At 62.1% G+C, this 21,896-nt stretch carries 17 protein-coding genes; 12 read left to right on the plus strand and 5 right to left on the minus strand.

Translation table 11 applies throughout. The annotated features are described in order from the left end of the window. Window positions 1–131: 131 nt before the first annotated feature. On the plus strand, window positions 132–3,620 hold the full coding sequence (locus AB8A38_RS01670; RefSeq protein ID WP_439084732.1) for an indolepyruvate ferredoxin oxidoreductase family protein: 3,489 nt from the start codon (window positions 132–134) through the stop codon (window positions 3,618–3,620). Between the two features lie 878 nt (window positions 3,621–4,498). Here the strand turns inward: AB8A38_RS01670 and panC are convergent. Then, entirely contained in the window at window positions 4,499–5,350 is an 852-nt protein-coding gene (panC, locus tag AB8A38_RS01675) for a pantoate--beta-alanine ligase (RefSeq protein ID WP_439084733.1), read from the minus strand. Between the two features lie 234 nt (window positions 5,351–5,584). Here panC and AB8A38_RS01680 point away from each other — a divergent pair, with 234 nt between their 5' ends. The 4 genes from AB8A38_RS01680 to AB8A38_RS01695 all read left to right on the plus strand — a co-directional run bounded on the left by AB8A38_RS01680 (window position 5,585) and on the right by AB8A38_RS01695 (window position 9,351). Beyond that, window positions 5,585–6,508 (plus strand): division plane positioning ATPase MipZ, encoded by a 924-nt coding sequence (locus AB8A38_RS01680; RefSeq protein ID WP_439084734.1) that lies wholly within the window; start codon window positions 5,585–5,587, stop codon window positions 6,506–6,508. Between the two features lie 397 nt (window positions 6,509–6,905). Then, window positions 6,906–7,781 (plus strand): alpha/beta fold hydrolase, encoded by an 876-nt coding sequence (locus AB8A38_RS01685; RefSeq protein ID WP_315842673.1) that lies wholly within the window; start codon window positions 6,906–6,908, stop codon window positions 7,779–7,781. A 70-nt stretch (window positions 7,782–7,851) separates the two neighbouring features. Further along, complete coding sequence (locus tag AB8A38_RS01690; RefSeq protein WP_439084735.1) at window positions 7,852–8,574, plus strand: VWA domain-containing protein; 723 nt, start codon at window positions 7,852–7,854, stop codon at window positions 8,572–8,574. 51 nt (window positions 8,575–8,625) lie between these two features. Further along, a complete protein-coding gene (locus tag AB8A38_RS01695) occupies window positions 8,626–9,351 on the plus strand; it encodes a DnaJ domain-containing protein (protein ID WP_439084736.1) in 726 nt (241 codons plus the stop codon). A 216-nt stretch (window positions 9,352–9,567) separates the two neighbouring features. Here the strand turns inward: AB8A38_RS01695 and AB8A38_RS01700 are convergent, their stop codons facing one another. After that, window positions 9,568–11,391: a serine hydrolase gene (locus AB8A38_RS01700; RefSeq protein WP_439084737.1), complete on the minus strand. Its 1,824-nt coding sequence runs from the start codon at window positions 11,389–11,391 to the stop codon at window positions 9,568–9,570. 398 nt (window positions 11,392–11,789) lie between these two features. On the opposite strand from AB8A38_RS01700, the gene AB8A38_RS01705 reads away from it, so the two are divergent. Beyond that, window positions 11,790–12,125 (plus strand): phasin family protein, encoded by a 336-nt coding sequence (locus tag AB8A38_RS01705; protein ID WP_068734393.1) that lies wholly within the window; start codon window positions 11,790–11,792, stop codon window positions 12,123–12,125. A 73-nt stretch (window positions 12,126–12,198) separates the two neighbouring features. Here AB8A38_RS01705 and AB8A38_RS01710 read toward each other — a convergent pair whose 3' ends face one another. Next, window positions 12,199–13,566 carry a TadE/TadG family type IV pilus assembly protein gene (locus AB8A38_RS01710; RefSeq protein WP_315842670.1) on the minus strand — a complete coding sequence of 456 codons (1,368 nt, stop codon included), beginning with the start codon at window positions 13,564–13,566 and terminating at the stop codon, window positions 12,199–12,201. Between the two features lie 523 nt (window positions 13,567–14,089). On the opposite strand from AB8A38_RS01710, the gene clpS reads away from it, so the two are divergent. Then, the gene (clpS, locus tag AB8A38_RS01715) at window positions 14,090–14,422 is read left to right on the plus strand and encodes an ATP-dependent Clp protease adapter ClpS (protein ID WP_068734422.1); all 333 of its coding nucleotides are present in this window, start codon (window positions 14,090–14,092) and stop codon (window positions 14,420–14,422) included. Window positions 14,423–14,674: 252 nt separating this feature from the next. Next, window positions 14,675–17,074: an ATP-dependent Clp protease ATP-binding subunit ClpA gene (clpA, locus tag AB8A38_RS01720; RefSeq protein WP_315842669.1), complete on the plus strand. Its 2,400-nt coding sequence runs from the start codon at window positions 14,675–14,677 to the stop codon at window positions 17,072–17,074. A gap of 83 nt (window positions 17,075–17,157) precedes the next feature. On the opposite strand, the gene AB8A38_RS01725 is transcribed toward clpA, so the two are convergent. Then, window positions 17,158–17,508 (minus strand): PilZ domain-containing protein, encoded by a 351-nt coding sequence (locus AB8A38_RS01725; RefSeq protein ID WP_068734400.1) that lies wholly within the window; start codon window positions 17,506–17,508, stop codon window positions 17,158–17,160. Window positions 17,509–17,653: 145 nt separating this feature from the next. Continuing rightward, entirely contained in the window at window positions 17,654–18,589 is a 936-nt protein-coding gene (locus tag AB8A38_RS01730; protein WP_439084738.1) for a glycine/sarcosine/betaine reductase selenoprotein B family protein, read from the minus strand. Window positions 18,590–18,802: 213 nt separating this feature from the next. Between AB8A38_RS01730 and AB8A38_RS01735 the strand changes: the two genes are divergently transcribed. The 4 genes from AB8A38_RS01735 to AB8A38_RS01750 all read left to right on the plus strand — a co-directional run bounded on the left by AB8A38_RS01735 (window position 18,803) and on the right by AB8A38_RS01750 (window position 21,896). Beyond that, window positions 18,803–19,651, plus strand: coding sequence for a transglycosylase SLT domain-containing protein (locus tag AB8A38_RS01735; protein WP_439088447.1), 849 nt, complete (start codon window positions 18,803–18,805; stop codon window positions 19,649–19,651). 91 nt (window positions 19,652–19,742) lie between these two features. Continuing rightward, window positions 19,743–20,477 (plus strand): AzlC family ABC transporter permease, encoded by a 735-nt coding sequence (locus tag AB8A38_RS01740; RefSeq protein ID WP_439084739.1) that lies wholly within the window; start codon window positions 19,743–19,745, stop codon window positions 20,475–20,477. After that, window positions 20,474–20,818 (plus strand): AzlD domain-containing protein, encoded by a 345-nt coding sequence (locus AB8A38_RS01745; RefSeq protein ID WP_439084740.1) that lies wholly within the window; start codon window positions 20,474–20,476, stop codon window positions 20,816–20,818. The genes AB8A38_RS01740 and AB8A38_RS01745 overlap by 4 nt, the downstream gene beginning before the upstream one ends. Before the next feature lie 91 nt (window positions 20,819–20,909). Next, window positions 20,910–21,896, plus strand: coding sequence for a Bug family tripartite tricarboxylate transporter substrate binding protein (locus AB8A38_RS01750; RefSeq protein ID WP_439084741.1), 987 nt, complete (start codon window positions 20,910–20,912; stop codon window positions 21,894–21,896).

A 21,896-nucleotide genomic window follows, 5' to 3' on the forward strand; every position in this document is an offset into this window, starting at 1 on the left:
GTGGTGCGCCCCGTTCAAAATCCAACATAGACTGTTTCTAAGGGAGTCGAACGACCCCAGATAATAGGCGCGAGCAGGCCGGACGACACAGTCCGGGGCGATAGCCCGAGGCCGCAGTGACGAGGGTGGGAATGGGAATTAATCAAGGCGCGATCAGTCTCGATCAGAAATACACCCAGGGCTCTGGCCACATTTTCCTGACCGGCATTCAGGCGCTGGTGCGCCTGCCGATGGCACAGGTTCGCAGGGACCGCGCGGCGGGTCTCAACACCGCAGCCTTTGTTACCGGCTATCGCGGCTCGCCGCTCGGCGGCTACGACCAGCAGCTCGTGGCGGCGCGCAAGCATCTCGATCAATACGGCGTCAAATTCCAGCCCGGCGTCAACGAAGATCTCGCAGCCACCGCGATCTGGGGCACCCAGCAACTCAATCTCTCGCCCGGCGCCGAATATGATGGCGTGGTCGGCATCTGGTACGGCAAGGGCCCCGGCGTCGATCGCTGCGGCGACGTCTTCCGCCACGGCAACGCTGCCGGCTCGGCGAAATTCGGTGGCGTGCTCTGTCTCGCCGGCGACGACCACGGCGCCAAGTCGTCGACCGTGCCGCATCAGTCGGACCACGCCTTCATCTCGGCGCTGATGCCCTATCTCTACCCGTCGTCGATCCACGAGATGATCGAGATGGGCCTGCTCGGCATTGCCATGTCGCGCTATTCCGGCTGCTGGGTTGGCATGAAGGTGATCACCGAGACCGTCGAGACCACGGCGGAGATCAACCTCAACGACGAAATGACGCCGTTCAATATTCCGACCGATTTCGAACTGCCGCCGGATGGTTTGAACCTGCGCTGGCCGGACGATCGCTATGTGCAGGATCGCCGGCTGCAGGATTATAAGGGCTTCGCAGCGATCGCCTTTGCCCGCGCCAACAACATCAACCGCGTCACCATGGACTCGCCGAATGCGCGCTTCGGCATCATGGCCTCCGGTAAGAGCTATGAGGACGTGCGCCAGGCACTCCGCGAACTCGGGATCACCGAAGAGGTCGCAGCAAAGATTGGTCTGCGTCTCTACAAGATCGGCATGCCGTGGCCGCTGGAGCCGGAAGGCGTACGCAAGTTTGCCGTCGGCCTCGAAGAGATTTTCATCGTCGAAGAGCGCCGCGAGATTGTCGAGAACCAGGTCAAGCAGGAGCTGTTCAACTGGCGCGATGATGTGCGGCCACGCATCGTCGGCAAGATGGATTCTCACGATCATCGCTTCCTGCCATTCGCCGAAGAGCTGAGCGTCGCCAAGGTTGCGACCTCGCTGGTGGATCGTCTGCTGGCGATGGAGATCGATCCGGAGATCGCAGCACTGCTGCGTGCCAAGGCCGACTGGTTTCACGGCCGCGAGGCTTCGCAGGTCCAGAACGTCGTACCGATCACGCGCACGCCGTATTTCTGTTCGGGCTGTCCGCACAATACCTCGACCAAGGTCCCGGAGGGCTCGCGCGCGCTGGCCGGCATCGGCTGTCATTTCATGACGCTGTGGATGGATCGCTCGACCGAGACCTTCACCCATATGGGCGGCGAGGGCGTGCCATGGACCGGCATTGCGCCGTTCACCAAGGAGAAGCACATCTTCGCCAATCTCGGCGACGGCACCTACTTCCATTCCGGCTCGCTGGCGATCCGCCAGTCGATCGCCTCCAAGGCGAACATCACCTACAAGATCCTCTACAACGATGCCGTGGCGATGACCGGTGGTCAGCACCATGACGGCGACCTGTCGCCGCAGAAGATCACGTTCCAGCTCCACAGCGAGGGCATCCGCGAGATCTATCTCGTGTCGGAGAATCCCGATGCCTATCCTGCCAACACCATTGCGCCGGGCGTGAAGCTGGCGCATCGCGACGAACTCGACAAGGTCATGAAGGCCTGCCGCGAAGTGCCGGGCTGCTCGGCCATTGTCTTCGTGCAGACCTGCGCCGCCGAGAAGCGTCGCCGCCGCAAGAAGGGCATTCTCGAAGACCCGCAGCGCCGCGTGCTCATCAACCCGGCAGTCTGCGAAGGCTGCGGCGATTGCTCGGTGCAGTCGAACTGCATTTCGGTGGAGCCGCTGGAGACCCCATTGGGTCGCAAGCGCACCATCAATCAATCGTCCTGCAACAAGGACTATTCGTGCCTCAAGGGTTTCTGCCCATCCTTCGTCACCGTCGATGGCGGCAAGCTGAAGCGCAAGGCGCCCGTCGAACTCGGCGCCATCGGCGCGCTTCCCGAACCGGCCATGCGGCCGACCCTCGACAAGCCCTATAACATCGCCGTCGGCGGCGTTGGTGGCACCGGCGTGCTGACCATCGGTGCGCTGCTTGGCATGGCCGCGCATATCGAGGGCAAGGCCTCGATGATCCTCGATATGTCCGGCCTCGCGCAGAAAGGCGGCGCGGTGCTCAGCCATGTGCGTCTCGCCAACGACACCGGCGACGTCACCTGTTCGCGCATTGTCACCGGCACGGCGGATGTCCTGATCGCGGCCGATGAAGTGGTGGCCATCGCCAAGGACACGATCTCGCTCTGCGAGAGCTCGCGCACCTTTGGCATCGTCAACACCCATCTCATTCCGATCGCGGATTTCGTGCGCAACCGCGACTTCAATTTCCAGTCCCGCAAGGTCAACAACGTGCTGGAAATGTCGCTGCGCAAGGAATCGACATTCCTCGATTTCACCAAGGCAGCCGAAGCACTGCTCGGCGATTCCATCGCGACCAACATGATGATGATGGGCTTTGCCTATCAGCAGGGGCTGCTGCCGCTGCAGGCAGCGTCGATCGAGCAGGCCATCGAGCTCAATGGCGTCTCGATCAAGATGAACATGCTGGCGTTCCAGCTTGGCCGTCTTGCCGCCGCCGATCCTGCACGGCTCGCGGGCATGCTCAAGGGTGCCGATGAGACGATCGCGCCAAAGACGCTGGATGAGATGAGCCTGGACGAGATCGTCGCCCATCGCAGCGGATTGCTCACGGACTATCAGAACAGCAAGCTCGCCGAGCGCTATCAGGCGATGGTCGATCTGGTCCGCGAGGCCGCCATGCGTGGTGGCTATGACGATGAACTGCCGCGCGCGGTGGCGATCAACTACGCCAAGCTGCTTGCCTACAAGGACGAATACGAGGTCGCGCGGCTCTATACCGACGGCAAGTTCGAGAAGCAGCTGCGCGATCAGTTCGAGGGTGACGTCAAGATCAGCTTCAATCTCGCGCCGCCGATGCTGCCGGGTACCGATGCGTCGGGGCGCCCGAAGAAGCGCGCCTTCGGCGCCTGGATGCTGCCGCTGTTTCGCATTCTGGCGAAGCTGCGCACCTTGCGCGGTACGCCGCTGGATGTGTTCGGCTACAGCGCCGACCGCAGACTGGAGCGCGACCTGATCGCCGGCTACGAGAAGGACGTCGCCACGGTGTTGAACCTGCTGTCGCCGCTGACGGTGGATACGGCCGTGCAGCTTCTCTCGCTGCCGGACAGCATTCGCGGTTACGGCCCGGTGAAGGAAGCCTCGGTCGTGGCGGCGAAGGCGCGCTATGCCGAACTCGCCAAGGACCTCGCCAATCCGCCGCCGGTGCCGCGCCAGATCGCGGCGGAGTAGGGCTCCTGCTTTTCCCTCCCACTGCGCGGCTTCGCCGCTTGGGGGAGGGATATCGCGCCCGCCTGCGCGTCTCAGCTTCTTCGAATGTCAAACAGCCACTGCCCTTCAGACATGCGTCATCGCCCCCATTGTTAGCGGCGCGGGGGCGCCGTCGTGTTTCGCATTCCCACCCTCCCTTGAGAGGGCGTGCGGAACGCCGGGTGCCCGTTGCACCCTTGGGCCTGATGCGATGCGGTCTTCCGCAAGGGGGTAATGCATCAGGACTTTCGGATTCGCCGAGCAAGTGCCCGACGTTCCGCCTGCGGTGTTTTTTCAGCCTGCTTGCACTTTGCCTTGGCGAACGATCCGATCACCAAAATGATGGTCCCACGGCGGAGGGACAGGGAGCCTCAAGCGAGTGAGCCGGACGCGTTTCGATTTGGTCGTCCGTCACACTGTCCAGAGGTTCTTTCCATCCGAAGGTCGGCCGTCTCCTTGCCAGTGGCAGTGCTGGCGCAGATCCGTCCTGCCCGAAGACAGACGTCACCTCCAAACCGCGTAACGCCGCATCTCCGGCGTCCACCGCATCCCACCCCGCGAACGTGACGATCGCGATCGCCCCTCTCGGTGGGGCAGGACGGAGGGGAATATAAACCTGATGGGGATTTTGTCAATGAGGGTAGGAAAAAATGTTTAGACACCCAAAACTCGTCATTCCGGGGCGTGGCCGGCTCTTGCCGGACGCGAACCCGGAATCCCAGCATGGGAGTCTCCGATCGCGCCAAACACTTCGAGATTCCGGGTTCGCACTTCAGCGGCTCCGCCGCCTCCGTGCGCCCCGGAATGACGAGCGAGGACAAAGGCCCGGAATCCCGGAATGACGGGGCAGGACGAAAGCCTCACACCCCGATATTGTCGATCAGCCGCGTCGTGCCGATCCTTGCAGCCACCAGCAGGCGCACCGGGCCGTCTTTCATCGAGGTCACTGGCGCCAGTGACTCCGCATGGCGCGCTTCGAAGTAGTCGAGTGCGAAGCCCGCAGCGATGATCATCGCGGCGCCACCGGCCATGGCGGCTTCAAGGCCATCGCCCGCCTTCAGGCGCTTGGCAGTTTCCTTCATCGCCTTGTAAAGCACCGGCGCGGTGGCGCGGTCTTCCGGCGAGAGATAGACGTTGCGCGACGACATCGCGAGACCGTCGCGTTCGCGCACTGTGGTGGCGCCGGTCACCTTGACGCCGAGATCGAGATCCCGCGCCATGCGCGTTACGACCTTGAGCTGCTGGTAGTCCTTCTCGCCGAAGAACGCCATGTCCGGTCGCACCTGCGTGAACAGCTTGCCGACGACTGTCGCGACGCCGCCGAAGAAATGCGGACGGAAGCGATCTTCAAGGTCGGCGGTGGCCGGGCCTCCGGTCGTGATCTTCGTTGCGAAGCCTTCCGGATACATGACCTTGGCGTCGGGATTCCAGATCAGGTCGACGCCGGCTTCGGTGAGTTTGGCGACGTCGCTTTTCCAGGTCCGCGGATAGGAGCCGAAGTCCTCGGTCGGGGCGAACTGCGTTGGATTGACGAAAATCGACACCACGACCTTGCCGGTGCGGCGTTGGGCGAGGCGCACCAGGGAGACGTGGCCGTCATGCAGCGCTCCCATGGTCGGCACCAGGCCGATGGTCGCCTTGCGTGCCCGCAGGCCGTCGAGCGCCTTGCGGAGGGCGGGCAGGGTGCGGGCGACGATCGGGGTGCGGGGCATTGCGGCTCGTTCTTGTTGTTGGCTGCGGCGGATGAGGGCGTGCGCGCCCTGCTTATCAAAGCTCGCGGGATCACCCAAGCCTCACGATACCAGGCTGCCGGGTGTCCTGATGCCGCAACCGGCCGCCGGGATTCATGATTAAGCGCGGCTGATCGCCCGCAGAGCTGGATGCCCCTGTATTTAGCTTGACCCTTGCCACGCCTCGCGATTTGAAGATGATCGAAGGATCGCGCGATGTTGATGCAAACCACCCAGGGACAGTCCGGCACGGCGCATGTGATCGTGCTCGGCAATGAGAAGGGCGGGTCGGGCAAATCGACCACCGCGCTTCACATTGCCGTGGCGCTGCTGAAGGCCGGTCAGCGCGTCGCCACCATCGATCTCGACAGTCGCCAGCAGAGCTTCACGCGCTATATCACCAACCGCGCAGCCTGGGCGCAGAGCGCCGGACTTGCGCTGGAAGTGCCGACCCATAGCTGCGTCAAGCTCGGCGAGACGATGCAGATCGCCGACAACGAAGCCTTCGAACTCGATCAGTTCATGACCGCGGTGAGCGCGGTGGAGCGTACCCACCATTTCATCGTCATCGACACGCCTGGCAGCGATACCTATCTGATGCGTCTGGCGCATTCGATGGCCGATACGCTGGTGACGCCGATCAATGACAGCTTCCTCGATTTCGACGTGCTCGGCGCTGTCGATGCCGCAAGCTACAAGGTGATCGGCGAAAGCCACTATTCGAAGATGGCGCGCGAAGCCCGTCGCAAGCGCCGTCAACACGATGGCTCCACCACCGACTGGATCGTGGTGCGCAACCGGCTCTCGGTGCTCGGCTCGCGCAACAAGATGCTGGTTGCCGGCGTCCTCGATCAACTCTCGCTGCAGCTCGGTTTTCGCGCCATCGACGGTCTCGCCGAGCGCGTGATGTACCGTGAGTTCTTCCCGCGTGGCCTGACGGCGCTCGACGATCTCAACGAAGTCACGCTCGGGCGTCGCCCGAGCATGGGCCATGTCACGGCGCGCGAGGAAGTCATCGAACTGCTGCGCAAGTTGAAGCTGCCGCTCGATGAGCGTGGCCGTCGCCGCGCCGCCAATCGCGCCGAGTGGTTTGCGCAGGTCGACAAGCCGCTGGATGTTCACGACATCCTTGGCAACTGAGTCGCGTTCACTGTGCAAAGCCAGCGCGACCCGTTCGGCAGGCTATGAACGATCCCGCACTCAACTTTATCCTGATAGTACAGGTATCATTGTCTTTTGCCGGGGAACGAGTAGCCCGTGCGACAGTTGATTTGTCGTTGAAATAAGGGCGTTTTTGAAATTCCGATCCCTTGCGAAATTCGTTCAAAATCGCTCAATTCGACCATGGCTTTCTTTAGCAGGTGCACAAGAAACGGGTGCGGCGCACAATAACATGGCTCGGAATTCACAATATTTAGCCTTTCTGTCACCGGGCTGTGACATATATGCTGTTGAAGCAGCCGCTTGAGGGTCGTCCGACCCCATAAGTGCTGTAGCCGGCTGAGACTTCTCTCTAGCTGGCCGATCAGGGACGAACATGAAACGCGGACTTCTCATTCTGCTTTCGGTTTGCGTGCTGGCCACCGCCGCGTATTTCACCGCGTCGAAGTGGGCCATTCGGCATGAAACGCTGACGTTCTTTGACGCGACGCGTAATCGTCCTGTGCAGGTCGACATTGCCGTTCGCCGCGATAAGGAAATGCAGGCCAATGCCGGCATGATCACCTTGCCGGTCGCGGTTCTCAATCACGGTAACACCGTCAAGTTCACCGAATACTCGTTCCTCGCGAACGTGTTTGCGGCGCGCGGTTATATGGCCGTCAGCATCCAGCACGATCTCGATACCGACGCTCCGCTCGTGACCAAGGTCGGCGAGCTCTATGTCGGCCGTCTGCCGGTCTATGAGCGTGGCGTTCAGAACATCAAATACGCGGTGAAGGAGCTGAAGAAGATTCAGCCGAACTCCGACTACGATCATCTGACGCTGGTTGGCCATTCCAACGGCGGCGACATCTCGATGTTCTACGCCAAGGAATTCCCAGATGACGTCAAGAAGGTCGTAACGCTGGATAACCTGCGCGTGCCGTTCATGACCGATGGCAAATTCAAGATCCTGTCGTTCCGTTCGCATGACTCGGTGTTCAAGCCGGATCCTGGTGTCGTGCCGGATGACGAGATCTGTGAGAAGGCCGGTATCACGGTCGTCAACACCGGCGCGCAGCACACCGACATGAGCGACCGCGGACCGGAAACCCTGAAGACAAAGATTCAGGGTCTGCTCGACAAGTTCCTTGACGACGACAGCAAGCTGTCGCCGGTCACCGGCAAGCCGAAGATCATCGAGCAGCCCGCTCAGCAGAGCAGTGTGACTGACCCGAACAAGATCGCGCAGTATACGCCGAGCGTGAACTGAGTTCTGTGCTGCGCGGTTGACCGCGCGGCCTATGCTCGCCACATGAAGCTTGCAGCAAACGCGAGTTGTCATGGCCAGCGATCCCACCATTCCCACGTCCAGGACCGATACGCTGACCCAGCCGTCGGCATCGGCCGACATCGCGGCATTTGTAGCAAAAGCGAAAGCGATGGCGCCGCATGCAGCGGGCGGCCGCGGGCGGCTGGTGTTTGCGCTCGATGCCACCATGAGCCGGCAGCCGACCTGGGATATGGCCTGCACGCTGCAGGCCGACATGTTTCGCGAGGCGGCATCGATCGGCAGTCTCGATATCCGTCTCGTCTATTTCCGCGGCCTCAGCGAGTGCCGTGCGACCGGCTGGATTTCGGACACCGCGCAACTGGCGCGGCTGATGGGCAAGATCGCTTGCCAGGGCGGTCAGACCCAGATCGGTAAAGTATTATCGGAGACGCGGCGCGAGGCGGTGGCCTCTGGCGTGCGCGCGCTGGTGTTCGTGGGCGACGCCATGGAGGAGTCCGTCGACGAGCTCTGCGCGCGGGCCGGTGAACTCGGCCTGCTGAAAGTGCCGGTCTTCATGTTTCAGGAAGGGCAAGACCCGGCGGCCGAACAGGCGTTTCGCGAGATTGCCCGGCTGACCGGTGGCGCCTGGTGCCGGTTCGATCCGGGAGCCGCTGCGCAGCTCCGCGAATTGCTGCGCGCGGTAGCCGCCTATGCCGCGGGCGGACGGGAGGCGCTGACCCGGCTGGCGTCGTCGGCGCCGGGTGCGGCAAAGCTGCTTGGCCAGATGCGATAAACGGTCTGCAAAACCGTTTCGCTGATCGCGGCAACCGACTATCTAAAGCTCATGCCTACTTTGATCGCTGGCGCGCTCGCCGTCTTCGTACTCTACATGCTGCTGCAGATGCTCCGCTCGGCCAACCCGGCAATGCTGGCGCGGGGGATCAAGCTGGCTGGCGGTGTACTGGCGCTGGCTGTGGCGGCCTTCACCGGGATCAAGGGCGAACTGGCCGTGGCGATCCCGCTCGGAATCTTCGGCGCGGGCCTCTTGGGCTGGGCGCCGTTCGGCACCGCGGGCTTCAGCAATATCGGCGGCATGTTCGGAGGCGGGACCAAATCGTCCGGCCAGACCTCGCAAGTCCGCTCGGCGTTTCTCGACATGACCCTCGATCACGACAGCGGCCAGCTCAGCGGACGGATCGTGGCCGGCCCCTATGCGGGTCAGTCGCTCGATGCATTCGACCTGGCGCAACTGGCGGCGATGATGACCGGCTTCGACGCGGAGAGCGTGGCGCTACTTGAAAGTTATCTTGACCGCCGGTTTCCCGCTTGGCGTCAGAACGCGCAGGGCGATACGGCAGGGCGGCACGACCGCGCGGCGTCTGGCAGTAAAATGACGGAAGAGGAGGCTTATCAGATCCTTGGCGTGAAGCCGGGTGCGACCCGCGACGAGATCAGCCGCGCGCACCGATCCCTCATGAAGAAACTGCATCCCGACCAGGGGGGCTCGACGTACTTGGCGGCCCGTGTCAACGAGGCCAAGGACACTCTGCTTCGCACGCATCGCAGCTAACTCCAGCACGCTTTTACGCTACAACTGCGAGCAGCTTCCGTTTCTCTGAGAACGCCCCATCGCCCGCCGTTGTCCGGCATGGTCGATCAATCCCTGTCTGAATTTGTAGCGGCTAAGTCTTGACGAGAAGTTGTCGCCACGGGGATTTATGGTGACCAAAAGCAAAATGGCCGGGACAATGTCCCGGCCATTTGCTTATCCGACGGTATCAGTCGATCAGTTCTTGATGGTGATGCAGGAGATCTCGGAACGCTTCAGCGTCTTGCAGACGGCTTCGGCTTTTTCGCGGTCGAGGCCGGCGAAGCGGGCGCGGTAGAGTTTCCTGTCGCCCTTGCCGACGACGGCTTCAGTGAACGGGTCGGCCTTGCCGAGCAGGCCACGGGCTTGTTCACGCGCGGCGTCGAGACGGATCCGTGCCTCGCTCTCGCTCTCGAGTGCACCGACCTGGATGATCCAGCCGGTGTGGATCGCGGCGGGCTTGATGGCGCCGCCCTGTTGTACCGTCTGCGGAGCCGGAGCCTGAGGGGCCGGCACGTTACGCGGGGCAGGGTCGGCATAGGCCATCTGGGTGCCGCTCTGAGCGCTTCCCTGGGCCGGCAAGACGCCGAGAAGCCCATTGCCGGTCCCGAAGCCTGCCGGCTGGCGCGGCATCTCCGAGCGGGCATAGAGCGAGTTGGTGGTCTCGGGCGTGCGGGCGGTGGTTTCCGGGCGCGCCGCGATGGCATTGGTGGCGGCCGGAGGGGCGGGTTGCTCGCCGCCGGCGGAGGCCAGCTTGTACTGACCGGACTTGACCTGGACGGTGCGGACCCGAACCGGCTTCATCGGCTCTGACGAGCCGGGAATGGTCGCGATGGCTTCAGACTGGATGACACCTGAATTCAGCGGGCCGGGCTCGGGCTTGCGGGCCTGCGGCAGCGGCGCTGCCGGGGGCAGTGCTGCGGTGGCGGCAGCGAAGACGGACGGGCGGGCCACGGGCGTAGCGACACGAGCCGGCGGTTCGGAGACCGGTTCAGCGACGACCGGCGTCGCAGCAGCCACCTGAATGGCGCCGTTGACCTGTTTGGTTTCGGTCGGACGCGCCTGGGCTTCGGCTTCGGCGACCTCGGTCGCGGATTCGGACGGATTGCGCTCGGTGATCGCAGCCACGGTGCGGCGGGTGGCACCCTTGTCCAGGTTCTCGGCGAGCAGGTTGCGCATGGCGGCGTCACGGGCGCCGCCGCTGCGGCCGCCCAATACGACGCCGACCAGATGGCGGTTGCCGCGCTTCATCGACGAGACGAGGTTGAAGCCGGAAGCGCGGGTATAACCCGTCTTGATGCCGTCGACACCTTCGACACTGCCGATCAGGCGGTTGTGGTTGCGGATGTTGCGGCCGCGATAATTGAAGGAGGCGGTGGCAAAGTAGCGGTAATAGCGCGGGAAGCGATCCTGGATGGCGCGGCCGAGTACCGACTGGTCGCGTGCGGTGGTCACCTGCTCATCATCAGGGAGGCCGGAGGCATTGCGATACACCGTGCGGCTCATGCCGAGCGCGCGGGCCTTCTTGGTCATCAGCTTGGCGAAATCGTCTTCATCGCCGGCAATGGCTTCGGCGATCACAACGGCGGCGTCGTTGGCGGAACGGGTCACCAGCGCCTTGATGGCATCTTCGACGCGCAGCGTCTGACCGGGGCGCAGGCCCAGCTTGGTCGGAGCCTGCACGGAGGCGTGCTGCGAGACGTCCATTTCGCTGTCCAGCGTGAGCTTGCCGGATTCCAGCTTCTCGAACAGCACGTACAGCGTCATGATCTTGGTCAGCGACGCCGGATGCCGCGAACCATCGGGATTGTTGGACGAGAGAACCGCGCCGGAATTGCCGTCGACGATGATCGAGGAGAAAGCGGGATTGTAACTGGAGACGCGCGCGACGTGGCTTCGCGATTTATGACGCCGGCGGGCATCCGCACTGTCAGTCGTAAAGATGACTGCGATGCTGAGAGTTGCCAGCCCAAGAGCGCACACCCGCAGGGTGCGCGACGAAGCAAACGTTGTGCGAAGCATGGACTTCCCCGTCAGATCAGTCTCATTCCCCGGATCGTGAGGCTAAATTATGCCCAACAACCGGAGATGTGTCTCAGTTTTAAGCGTCAGCCTGAGCGGTTCTCTCGGCGGGATGGCAGAAGCATACGCGGCCATTCTGGCTAAGAGTATGTACTCATGCAGTTTTTGGGCTTTTTAGCCCCAACGCACCAATGCAAGAAATCAGGGTAGGTCCGGCGAGTTTCCAAAAGGTTAAGCAACCATTGCCAATCACCCGTGCATTTATCGCCAATGGTAAAAATTGTGCATCGCACAGGATTCTTGACGTCATTGTGCACCGCACGATAGATGGGCAGGTCAGATCAGACCGGGGTCCACCCGGCCGCGGCTGACCCGTCCAATCCGGGAAAGGATTTGCAGTGATCAAGGTCGAAGACATCCAGCAGTACGGCAAGGAGCAGTTCGAGAGTGCAGTCGCATCGGCGGCCACGCTTCAGAACGGTGCACAGGCTATCGCTGTCGCGGTTGGCGACTACACCAAGAAGTCGTTCGAGGACGGCAACGCCTTCGTGACCAAACTGTCTGGGGTGCAGTCGCTTGACAAGGTGCTCGAAGTGCAGACCGAATACGCCAAGTCCGCCTATGAATCTTTCGTCGCTGAATCGCACAAGATCAGCGAACTCTATGTCGATCTCGCCAAGCAGGCGTACAAGCCGTTCGAAGGCTTCGTCGCCAAAATGACCCCGGCGCGCTAAGCGATACGGTCTTCAAATCAAAACGCCCGGCCATGATGGCCGGGCGTTTTTGTTTGAAGGTGCACTCTGGGTTTTACTTGGAGACGCGCAACGCGTTCAGCGAGTTGCCGATCGCTTTGAACGCTGCGGCGATGCCGTCGTTTGTGCTTGTAGGAAAGAAATTTCCGGTATCGGCACAGGATTTCAGAACTGCGGACTCCGGATCGCCGCCCGTGTTGACCTGGATCGTATAGATCACGGTGTCCTGCTTGTTGGTCACCGGGTTCGGTTTTTTGATGTCGGCACACAGTAACTTCTGTCGATCGTCAACCAGTGTCGACCAATGGACGCCGTCACCGTACCATCGGTCCTTGGTATTCATGCCGTCCGACAAGATGATAAGTGCATCTGTGTATTTGTAGTTGGAATCCTTGGCCGGTGCCGGGAATGGATCGCTACCGATCTGCAAGGTGCGCCAGGCCCAGGCCATGCCGATCGGCTGGTTGGTGCCGCCGTTGGCAGACAAGTCTTTGATCTTGTCCGTGAGCTTGGTAACGTTGTCAGGACCATAGGCCGATGTCATCCCCAGAATGGCTGCCGGACATGCATCGTACTGATAGGCCGGATAGCGTGCTGTGCCCGACGGGGCTTCGTTGGTGGTGTCGTAAGGCTGATCGCGGTCAGTGACGCAGCCATTCCAGGCGTTCTTGTTGGAACTCGCATTCCAGGTTTTGTTAGCCGCTTGACACTCGGCTTTGGTGTCGTAGTTCGAACTGCTGCAGGATCCATATTCGTCCCATTTGAGCCAGGTCGCGTTCTTGTTCGACGCGCCGACATTGACCATCTGCGCAAACGGAATGATCGAGATATAGGTGTCCTCGGTCATGCGCGAGTTGGCGCTCAGCGTCTTGATAAGATCCGTTGCTGCCTTCTGCATCGCCTCCAATTTTCCGGTATTCATACCCATCGACCCCGTGACGTCGAGCGCCATGGCGACGCGCATGCGCGTCGAGCCCCAAGTCGTGGTCGAGCCGCTGCTGATCCCTAGTTGCGGGAGGCCGACCATCTTCATGAAGTCGGTTGCGACGGCACCGGAGCCGTTGACGGTGACGGTGGAGCCGTCCTTGGTGTTGGTCGTGTAGCTCGCCGTCACCGTGATCTGGCCGGCATTCGTGTTGGTGTACAGCGCGTTGAAATAGGCCTTCGCCTTGTTGGTGACATCGGTCGCCGACATGGTCGGATTGGCGGACAGGTCCTTCGAAACCATCAGGGCTGCAGAGTCGAGCGCCGCCTGCATCGCCGAGCGGGCCGCGTTGGCACGGGAGTAGTCGACGGCGGCGCCCACGAAGCCGAGCAGAGGCACCAGCGCAACGGCGAAGGTCATCGCGATATTGCCGCCGTCGTGGCGTGTAAATCGGGATGCGAGGCGCTTTGCCTGGCTCGACACGGACTGAATAAACATTGTCACCGCCAATGGTAGGTTTCTGGCGGTCATGTCGGCGGCTGCGGCTAAACAGGTGGTAAAGGTGTCCTCAGAAAATAGGTAAAAGGCCAACTATTGGTGCGCCGCTGCGCCGGCGCCCGGTATTATCGTGAACGACGGTTAAATGGCTGGTTGGCGGATCCGGTCAAATCGAGCACGATCGGTTAACCCTGACCGGACCGGGGGCCATCAGGGGAGGTGCGCGGCGAGCCATTCGGGGTGCTTGCAGTGCGCTTGCGAGAATGCCCACAGGAACCCATATTGGCTCCATCGGTCCTGTAACGGACAGCGTCGCACCCATGCGGCGACCCGGGGCGCCTCTGTGCCCGAGGCGTCCGGCAGCACGTCGTGGCTGGGGACGCTGTCAATTCGGGGCTGGCCAATATCGGCTAGGGACTTTTATACAGGCGCTATGTTCCAGAAACCTTCGAAATTCATGCCTGACGGCATCCTGATGCCTGTGGCCGGCGCCCCCGACGATCGCCGCCGGCAGCCGCGTGGCATGGCAGAGGACGACAACCGGTCCAATGCGCCCGGTGGGCCGGCCACCTCGGTCATCACCAAGGTCAAACCCAAGACCAAGCGTCCCAACCTGTATCGCGTGCTGATCCTCAACGACGATTACACACCGATGGAATTCGTCGTCCATGTGCTGGAAAAGTTCTTCCAGAAGGACGCCGAGGCGGCGACGCAGATCATGCTCCACGTTCATCATCACGGGATCGGGGAATGCGGCGTTTTCACCTATGAGATCGCCGAAACCAAAGTGACGCAGGTGATGGATTTTGCGCGCAAGCACCAGCACCCTTTGCAATGCGTGATGGAAAAGAAGTAGCCTCGCGTGAATTCCCGGAAACTGGGAACGGGTCTTGCATTGAACTGATGTGAGTCGAACGCGGTCGTTCGGCTGCGTCAACAGCGCATGTGACAATGCGCTGAAATGAACAGACGTGCTCTGCGGACGCGTCACAACAAGCAGCGGGAACCAGCCTTTCACCACGATCAGACATCACTATATGTGAGAAAGGTTCTTGTTGCCTGACCCGGCAACGACGATCATGATGGTGGGGGCCAACGAGGACGCGGAATGCCAACTTTTTCTCAAAGCCTTGAACAATCGCTGCATCGGGCGCTCTCGATTGCGAACGAGCGACACCACCAATATGCGACGCTGGAGCATCTCCTGCTGTCACTGGTGGATGACAGCGACGCAGCGGCAGTGATGCGGGCGTGCAGCGTCGATCTCGACAAGCTGCGCGGAAGCCTTGTCAATTATCTCGAAACCGAATTCGAAAACCTGGTGACGGATGGCGCAGATGACGCCAAGCCGACCGCAGGTTTCCAACGCGTGATCCAGCGCGCCGTCATTCACGTGCAGTCGTCGGGTCGCGAAGAAGTGACCGGCGCCAATGTGCTGATCGCGATCTTCGCCGAGCGCGAAAGCCATGCCGCGTATTTCCTGCAGGAGCAGGACATGACGCGTTACGACGCGGTGAACTACATCAGCCACGGCATTGCCAAGCGGCCGGGCGTTTCCGAGGCGCGGCCGGTGCGCGGCGTCGATGAAGAGACCGAGACCAAGAACGGCGACGACGCCAAGAAGAAGGGCGAGGCGCTCGACACCTATTGCGTCAACCTCAACAAGAAGGCGCGTGACGGCAAGATTGATCCGGTGATCGGGCGTACGGCCGAGATCAACCGCGCGATTCAGGTCCTGTGCCGTCGGCAGAAGAACAATCCGCTGTTCGTCGGCGAAGCCGGCGTCGGCAAGACGGCGATCGCTGAAGGTCTGGCCAAGCGCATCGTGGACAGCGATGTGCCGGAAGTGCTGTCCGCGGCCACCGTGTTCTCGCTGGACATGGGCACGCTGCTGGCCGGCACGCGTTATCGCGGTGACTTCGAGGAACGCCTGAAGCAGGTGCTCAAGGAACTCGAAGCGCATCCGAATGCGATCCTGTTCATCGACGAAATCCATACGGTGATCGGCGCTGGCGCTACCTCGGGCGGCGCGATGGATGCTTCAAATCTGCTCAAGCCCGCTCTGGCTTCGGGCGCGATCCGTTGCATGGGTTCGACCACCTACAAGGAATATCGTCAGCACTTCGAGAAGGACCGCGCACTGGTGCGCCGGTTCCAGAAGATCGACGTCAACGAACCTACCGTTGAAGATGCGATCTCGATCCTGAAGGGCCTCAAGCCGTATTTCGAGGACTATCACAAGCTCAAATACACCAACGAGGCCATCGAGGCTGCGGTGCAGCTCTCGTCGCGCTACATCCACGACCGCAAGCTGCCGGACAAGGCGATCGACGTGATCGACGAGTCGGGTGCGGCGCAGATGCTGGTGGCCGAGAGCAAGCGCAAGAAGACCATCGGCATCAAGGAAATCGAGACCACGATCGCGACCATGGCGCGGATCCCGCCCAAGAGCGTGTCGAAGGACGATGCCGAGGTGCTGCGGCATCTTGAGTCGACTTTGAAGCGCGTGGTGTTCGGGCAGGACAAGGCGATCGAAGCCTTGGCGGCATCGATCAAGCTGGCCCGGGCCGGCTTGCGCGAGCCGGAGAAGCCGATTGGCTCATATCTGTTCTCGGGCCCCACCGGTGTCGGCAAGACCGAAGTGGCGAAGCAGCTGGCGTCGTCGCTGGGTGTCGAGCTTATTCGGTTCGACATGTCCGAATATATGGAGCGACACACCGTGTCGCGCCTGATCGGCGCGCCTCCCGGCTATGTCGGCTTCGATCAGGGTGGTCTGCTCACCGATGGTGTGGACCAGCATCCGCATTGCGTGGTGCTGCTCGACGAAATCGAGAAGGCGCATCCGGATCTGTACAACGTGCTGCTGCAGGTGATGGATCACGGCCGGTTGACCGACCACAACGGCAAGCAGGTCTCGTTCCGCAACGTGATCCTGATCATGACGACCAATGCCGGCGCCGCCGACATGGCGCGTGCGGCCTTCGGCTTCACCCGCGGCAAGCGGGAAGGCGAGGATCAGGAGGCGATCAACCGGCAGTTCGCGCCGGAATTCCGCAACCGCCTCGATGCGGTCGTGTCCTTCGCACATCTGAATTCGGATGTGATCGGCATGGTGGTGGAGAAGTTCGTGCTGCAGCTGGAAGCCCAGCTCGCAGACCGCGACGTCACCATCGAACTGTCCGATCCCGCCAAGGCCTGGCTGATCCAGCACGGCTACGACGAGCAGATGGGTGCGCGACCGATGGGCCGCGTGATCCAGGAGCACATCAAGAAGCCGCTGGCCGACGAACTCTTATTCGGCAAGCTCAAGAATGGCGGTCATGTCCGCGTCGTCCTGAAGAAGGACGAGGCGGTGCTCGGTGTCGATCAGGAAAGCATCGGCTTCGAATTCGTCGACGGCCCCGTGACGCCGAAGCCGGAGAAGCTGCCGGCGAAGCGCGGCGCCGCCAAGAAGCCGAAGTCGGGCAAGGGTTCGGGTTCGGCCAAGGGACCGCTGGAGAAGGCGTAAGCCATCGGGCAATTGAACAAATGAAAACGGCCGGTGAGAGATCACCGGCCGTTTTTGCTTTGGGCTATTGGATTGTGCCGAGCTTACTGCCCCAGCAGTTTCTGAATCTGCTTTTGCAACTCGCGCTTTTTCTTCTCGCTCTTGCGCAGGCGCTCTTCGATGTCGGAGCTTTCCTTGCTCTCCACCGGCGGATCGGTGAAGGCGACGCCGACGATGTTGTCGCGCCACCAGACGATCCTGGCGAGGAACGAACGGCCCTTTCGCGCGATGTTGAGTGTCAGCTCATCCTTCGGCAGCCGCGCGCCGCTGCCAAATTCGATGCGGGCGCCATCCTCGGAAATGTCGCGCACGACACATTCCTTGGCCTTCTGGTCCTTGGACGCGACGGCACCGTAGATCACCTTGTCTCTGACGTTCTTGCGCCGCTCGTCCATGTCCTGAGGTCCCCTGAGGTTACAGGCGGGGACTGTACGCAGTTCCATCCGCCGGGGAAGGCTCTCGCGCGGATTGAGCAGATTTAACGTAAACCAAAGTTAAGGGCGATCGCCGAAAGACGGGGTGATCGGCCTCAGGGCGGGCTCAGCCCGCCGTCTCGCGCAATCCCCGGGCAATGTCCTTCTGCCTGTCGAATTCGGCCCGCCGGCGCGCCAGTTCCTCGGCGCTGAGCAGGGCGACATTGTTGTAGTCGCGCTTCCAGACAGCGTCCCTAGCCCAGCGCTGCGGCGACTGCAGGGTGGTCTGCGGACCCACGGCGGATTCCAGCAGGCGCAGCGCCAGTTCCAGGGTTTGCGCCTGCGAGGCCTTGTCATGTGGCTTGCCGGCGGAATTGCCGAGCGGGAAGTCGCTGAACAGGAAACGGGGCACGGCAGCGTGTTCGACAATGTCCTTGGCGCAGCCCGCTACCACAGTGGCAATGCCATTGGCCTCCAGCTCGCGGGCGACGAGGCTGATGGTCTGATGGCAGACCGGGCAATTCGGCACCAGCACGGCGACATCGACACTATCGGCCTTCGCGCGCTTCACGATCTCCGGTGCATCGGTCTCAAGGGTTACGCGATGGCTGCGATTGGTCGGTGCGCCGTAGAAGCGCGGCGCGACACTGCCGATGCGGCCCGATGCGGCGAGTGCGCGCAGCGCGGGCAGGGGAAACCAGGTGCCGCTGTCGTCCGCCCTCGTGTGCACGCGATCATAGGCGATGTGTGAGATGCGCAGGTCATGATCGATCGACGTGTCGCCGTCATAGACCTGATAGAATTTGGCGCCGCCGTTATAAAGCGCACCCGGACCCTGATCGCCCTTGGCGGGATCGAAGGGCGCTGCGGTGGTGACGATGGCGACGCGCGACTGCGCCAGCGGTTTCCTGAGCGGTTGGAACGGCGCGTCGACGTAATGGGCCCAGCGATAGGGAACGTCATAGCCGATCGCCTGATAATAGGCGCGGGTACGGGCCATGTACTGGATCGGAACATCGTCGTCGCTGGCAAAGCCGGATGTGTCATCGCGCGCGTCGGCCATTGTTTGCACTCCCGCTTTTGCCGTCTTTCATTCATAGCTAGCTGCTGGGGTCCCGCTGTCAAGGCGCGGGGAATCCGCGCGGGATCAGGCATGGCGTTCGGAAGCATCATCGGCCGGATAATCTGCCTCGCGGCGCTATTGCTTGCGCCGGTCGCGGGCGCACGCGCCCAAGAGCTCCCGCTCAGCGAATTGGCGAAGCCCGGCGCGGACCGGATGATGCCAATGACGACTCCGGAGAAGCCCAATCTGGCGCGCGACAGCGGCGCGCGCGAGTCGATGTGTCTGATGATCGAGTCCGCGGCGCGGGCCAACGACCTGCCGCTGGAGTTCTTTGCCCGTGTGATCTGGCAGGAAAGCCGGTTTCAGCCCGATGCCGTGGGTCCCGTGACGCGCAATGGCCAGCGCGCGCAGGGCATCGCGCAATTCATGCCGGGCACGGCCAATGAGCGCCGTCTGCTCGATCCGTTCGATCCGGTGCAGGCGCTGCCGAAATCGGCGGAGTTTCTCAGCGAACTGCGCAACCAGTTCGGCAATCTCGGCCTTGCGGCTGCGGCCTATAATGCAGGACCGCGCCGCGTGCAGGACTGGCTTGACGGCAAGGGATACATGCCCGGCGAGACCCGCAACTACGTCTCCGCGATCACTGGCGCGACAGTGGAGGACTGGCAGGCTGCGGGGCGCAACGGCAAGATGCCGCCGCGTGCCGCGACGTCGAGCTGCCGTGAACTGATGGCGCTGCTGCAACGCGCGCCCAATCCCTTCGTCACACAACTGGAAGCGCGCGTGACGCTCGGCGAAAGCAGGCCGTGGGGCGTGCAACTGGCGGCAGGCTTCAATCGTGATCGTGCTCTGATGTCCTACGCGCGCGTGATGTTGCGTTTGCGCACGGTGGTCGGCGAACGCGATCCCAACCTCTTGAGTTCGCTGTTCCGAAGCCGCGGCACGCGAACCTTCTATCAGGTGAGGATCGGGACCGACACGCGTGACGAGGCCAACGATCTCTGCGGCAAGATCCGCCGGGCCGGGCAGGGCTGTCTGGTGCTGCGCAACGGCAGAGCGTGACTGCTGGCACCCTATGCATTGGCGCCTCTTGACGCCGGCGGCTTTCGGCAGCCTATGACAGACCGGATCAACCAAGAAGAAACAAACACACGTGTCGCTTCCTGCACTGGATTCACCGAGATGGCAGGGCAGTGCGGCGGCCTTTCTTTACGGCATGCGGTCGATCACCACGACCATCCTGACGCTGGTCTTGTTCGCGACCTATATCGGCATCGGCGCGCTGGCCCATGACACGCATTTCAGCCTGTTCTGGGCGCTGGCCAGCACATTGTTCGTCTGGGCCGGTCCCGCACAGATTATTCTTCTCGTCGCACTCGGCTCTGGCGCCACAGTGATCCAGGCGGCGCTCGCGGTGACCGTAAGCGCGATCCGTCTGTTTCCCATGGTGGTGTCGGTGCTGCCGATGCTGCGTATGCCGGACACGAAGAAGCGGCAACTGATTCTGCCATCGCATTTCATCGCAGTGACGCTGTGGGTCGAGTGTTTCCGGTTGACGCCGCTGGTCCCGCGCGAGCGACGCATCGCCTTCGTCAACGGTCTCGGCCTCGGACTTGTGCTGTCGTCGCTGACCGCGACGTTCATTGGCTATCATCTCGCGGCCAATCTGCCGCCGCTGTTCGGCGCGGCGATCCTGTTGCTGACGCCGCTGGCATTCCTGCTGTCGACGGCGCGCAACTGCAAGCAGCTCGCCGATGTCGTGGCGCTCGTGCTCGGTCTAGCGCTGTTTCCTGTCGTGTCGCTCTTCAACACCGGCGTCGATATTCTGATATCCGGCGTCTCGGCCGGGACCATCGCCTATGGCGTGCATCGCTGGAGGCGGCGATGAGCGAATTCATCGGCGACTGGCATGCGCTCCTTGTGCTGCTGCTGGCGGGTTTCCTGCCCAATGAGGTCTGGCGCATGCTTGGCCTGTGGCTCGGCGGCGGCGTCGATGAAGAGTCCGAGATACTGATCTGGGTGAGGGCGGTGGCCACCGCGATCCTCGCCGGCGTCATTGCGCAAATTCTTGTCGTGCCGCCCGGCGCGCTCGCGAGCGTTCCGCCGCCGTTGCGCTATGGCGCGGTCGCTGTCGGTCTCGTCGTCTTTGTCGCCTTCCGGCGCTCGATCTTTCTCGGCGTCGCATGCGGCGAGCTGGTGATGGTCACCGGCAAATACATCCTCGGTTGATAGAGGACAGCGTCAGGCTGTATCGGCCTTGTATGACTGCGTGAACGCGATAGTCTTCGCCCAACTTAAAAACAATGCGTTGGGAGACGATATGAGATTTCGCGTGCAGTCCGCCCTGGTATCCGGCCTCGTTATTGCGGCGATGGCCATCACTGCGCCGCTTGCCCGCGCGGCGGAATATCCGACGCGCGTGATCAAACTCGTGGTGCCCTATGCGGCGGGCGGTCCGACCGATGTGCTTGCGCGTCTGGTGGCGGATTATCTTGGGCGCGATCTGAAGCAGACGACGGTCGTCGAGAACAAGCCGGGCGCCCAAGGTGCCATCGCCGCCGAAGCGGTCGCGCGTGCAGAACCCGATGGCTACACGCTGTTTGTCACGGCTGCATCCATCATGGTGCTCAACCCGCTGCTCTACAAAAAGCTGTCCTACGATCCGCAGAAGGATCTGCGGATGCTGACAGTTGTCACCGACCTCCCTGTGGTGATGGAAGTGCACCCGTCCGTACCCGCCAAGACGGTGAAGGAATTCGTGGCTTACGCGAAGGCCAATCCGGGCAAGCTCAATTTTGGCTCGGCCGGCACCGGCGGCACCATTCATCTCGCCGGCGAGATGTTCAAGCAGATCGCTGGCGTAGAGATGACCCATGTGCCGTACAAGGGGGCGGGACCGGCGCTGACCGATCTGCTCTCCGGCAATATTCAGGTGATGTTCGATACGCTCTCCACCGCGCTGCCGCCGGTGAAGGCCGGGTTGCTGCGCCCGCTTGGCGTCAGTTCGAAAGAACGCAGTCCCGATCTGCCTGATGTGCCCACCGTCATTGAAAGCGGCTATCCCGATTATCAGGTCGGCGTCTGGTTCGGCCTGGCGGGATCATCGAAACTGCCGGACGATGTCGTGAAGACCGTCATGGCCAGCATGGATCGTGCATTGAATGACACTGCGTTCCGCGCCTCGCTGGAAAAGATCGGCTTCCCGGTGCTGCGACCGAAGACGGTCAAGGAGATCAACGAATTCGTTGACGAAGATCGGGCGCGGTGGTCGAAGGTGATCAAGGCGCAGAATATCTCGCTGGATTGA

The sequence above is a fragment of the Tardiphaga sp. 839_C3_N1_4 genome, from assembly GCF_051811045.1.
Classification (GTDB): domain Bacteria; phylum Pseudomonadota; class Alphaproteobacteria; order Rhizobiales; family Xanthobacteraceae; genus Tardiphaga.

Coding starts and splice junctions, on each gene's coding strand:
- AB8A38_RS01700 (WP_439084737.1), bottom strand. CDS start 11,391: ATGCTTCGCACAACGTTTGCTTCGTCGCGCACCCTGCGGGTGTGCGCT.
- AB8A38_RS01680 (WP_439084734.1), top strand. CDS start 5,585: ATGTTGATGCAAACCACCCAGGGACAGTCCGGCACGGCGCATGTGATC.
- AB8A38_RS01710 (WP_315842670.1), bottom strand. CDS start 13,566: ATGTTTATTCAGTCCGTGTCGAGCCAGGCAAAGCGCCTCGCATCCCGA.
- AB8A38_RS01725 (WP_068734400.1), bottom strand. CDS start 17,508: ATGGACGAGCGGCGCAAGAACGTCAGAGACAAGGTGATCTACGGTGCC.
- AB8A38_RS01695 (WP_439084736.1), top strand. CDS start 8,626: ATGCCTACTTTGATCGCTGGCGCGCTCGCCGTCTTCGTACTCTACATG.
- AB8A38_RS01685 (WP_315842673.1), top strand. CDS start 6,906: ATGAAACGCGGACTTCTCATTCTGCTTTCGGTTTGCGTGCTGGCCACC.
- AB8A38_RS01730 (WP_439084738.1), bottom strand. CDS start 18,589: ATGGCCGACGCGCGCGATGACACATCCGGCTTTGCCAGCGACGACGAT.
- clpS (WP_068734422.1), top strand. CDS start 14,090: ATGGCAGAGGACGACAACCGGTCCAATGCGCCCGGTGGGCCGGCCACC.
- clpA (WP_315842669.1), top strand. CDS start 14,675: ATGCCAACTTTTTCTCAAAGCCTTGAACAATCGCTGCATCGGGCGCTC.
- panC (WP_439084733.1), bottom strand. CDS start 5,350: ATGCCCCGCACCCCGATCGTCGCCCGCACCCTGCCCGCCCTCCGCAAG.
- AB8A38_RS01750 (WP_439084741.1), top strand. CDS start 20,910: ATGAGATTTCGCGTGCAGTCCGCCCTGGTATCCGGCCTCGTTATTGCG.
- AB8A38_RS01690 (WP_439084735.1), top strand. CDS start 7,852: ATGGCCAGCGATCCCACCATTCCCACGTCCAGGACCGATACGCTGACC.
- AB8A38_RS01745 (WP_439084740.1), top strand. CDS start 20,474: ATGAGCGAATTCATCGGCGACTGGCATGCGCTCCTTGTGCTGCTGCTG.
- AB8A38_RS01670 (WP_439084732.1), top strand. CDS start 132: ATGGGAATTAATCAAGGCGCGATCAGTCTCGATCAGAAATACACCCAG.
- AB8A38_RS01735 (WP_439088447.1), top strand. CDS start 18,803: ATGATGCCAATGACGACTCCGGAGAAGCCCAATCTGGCGCGCGACAGC.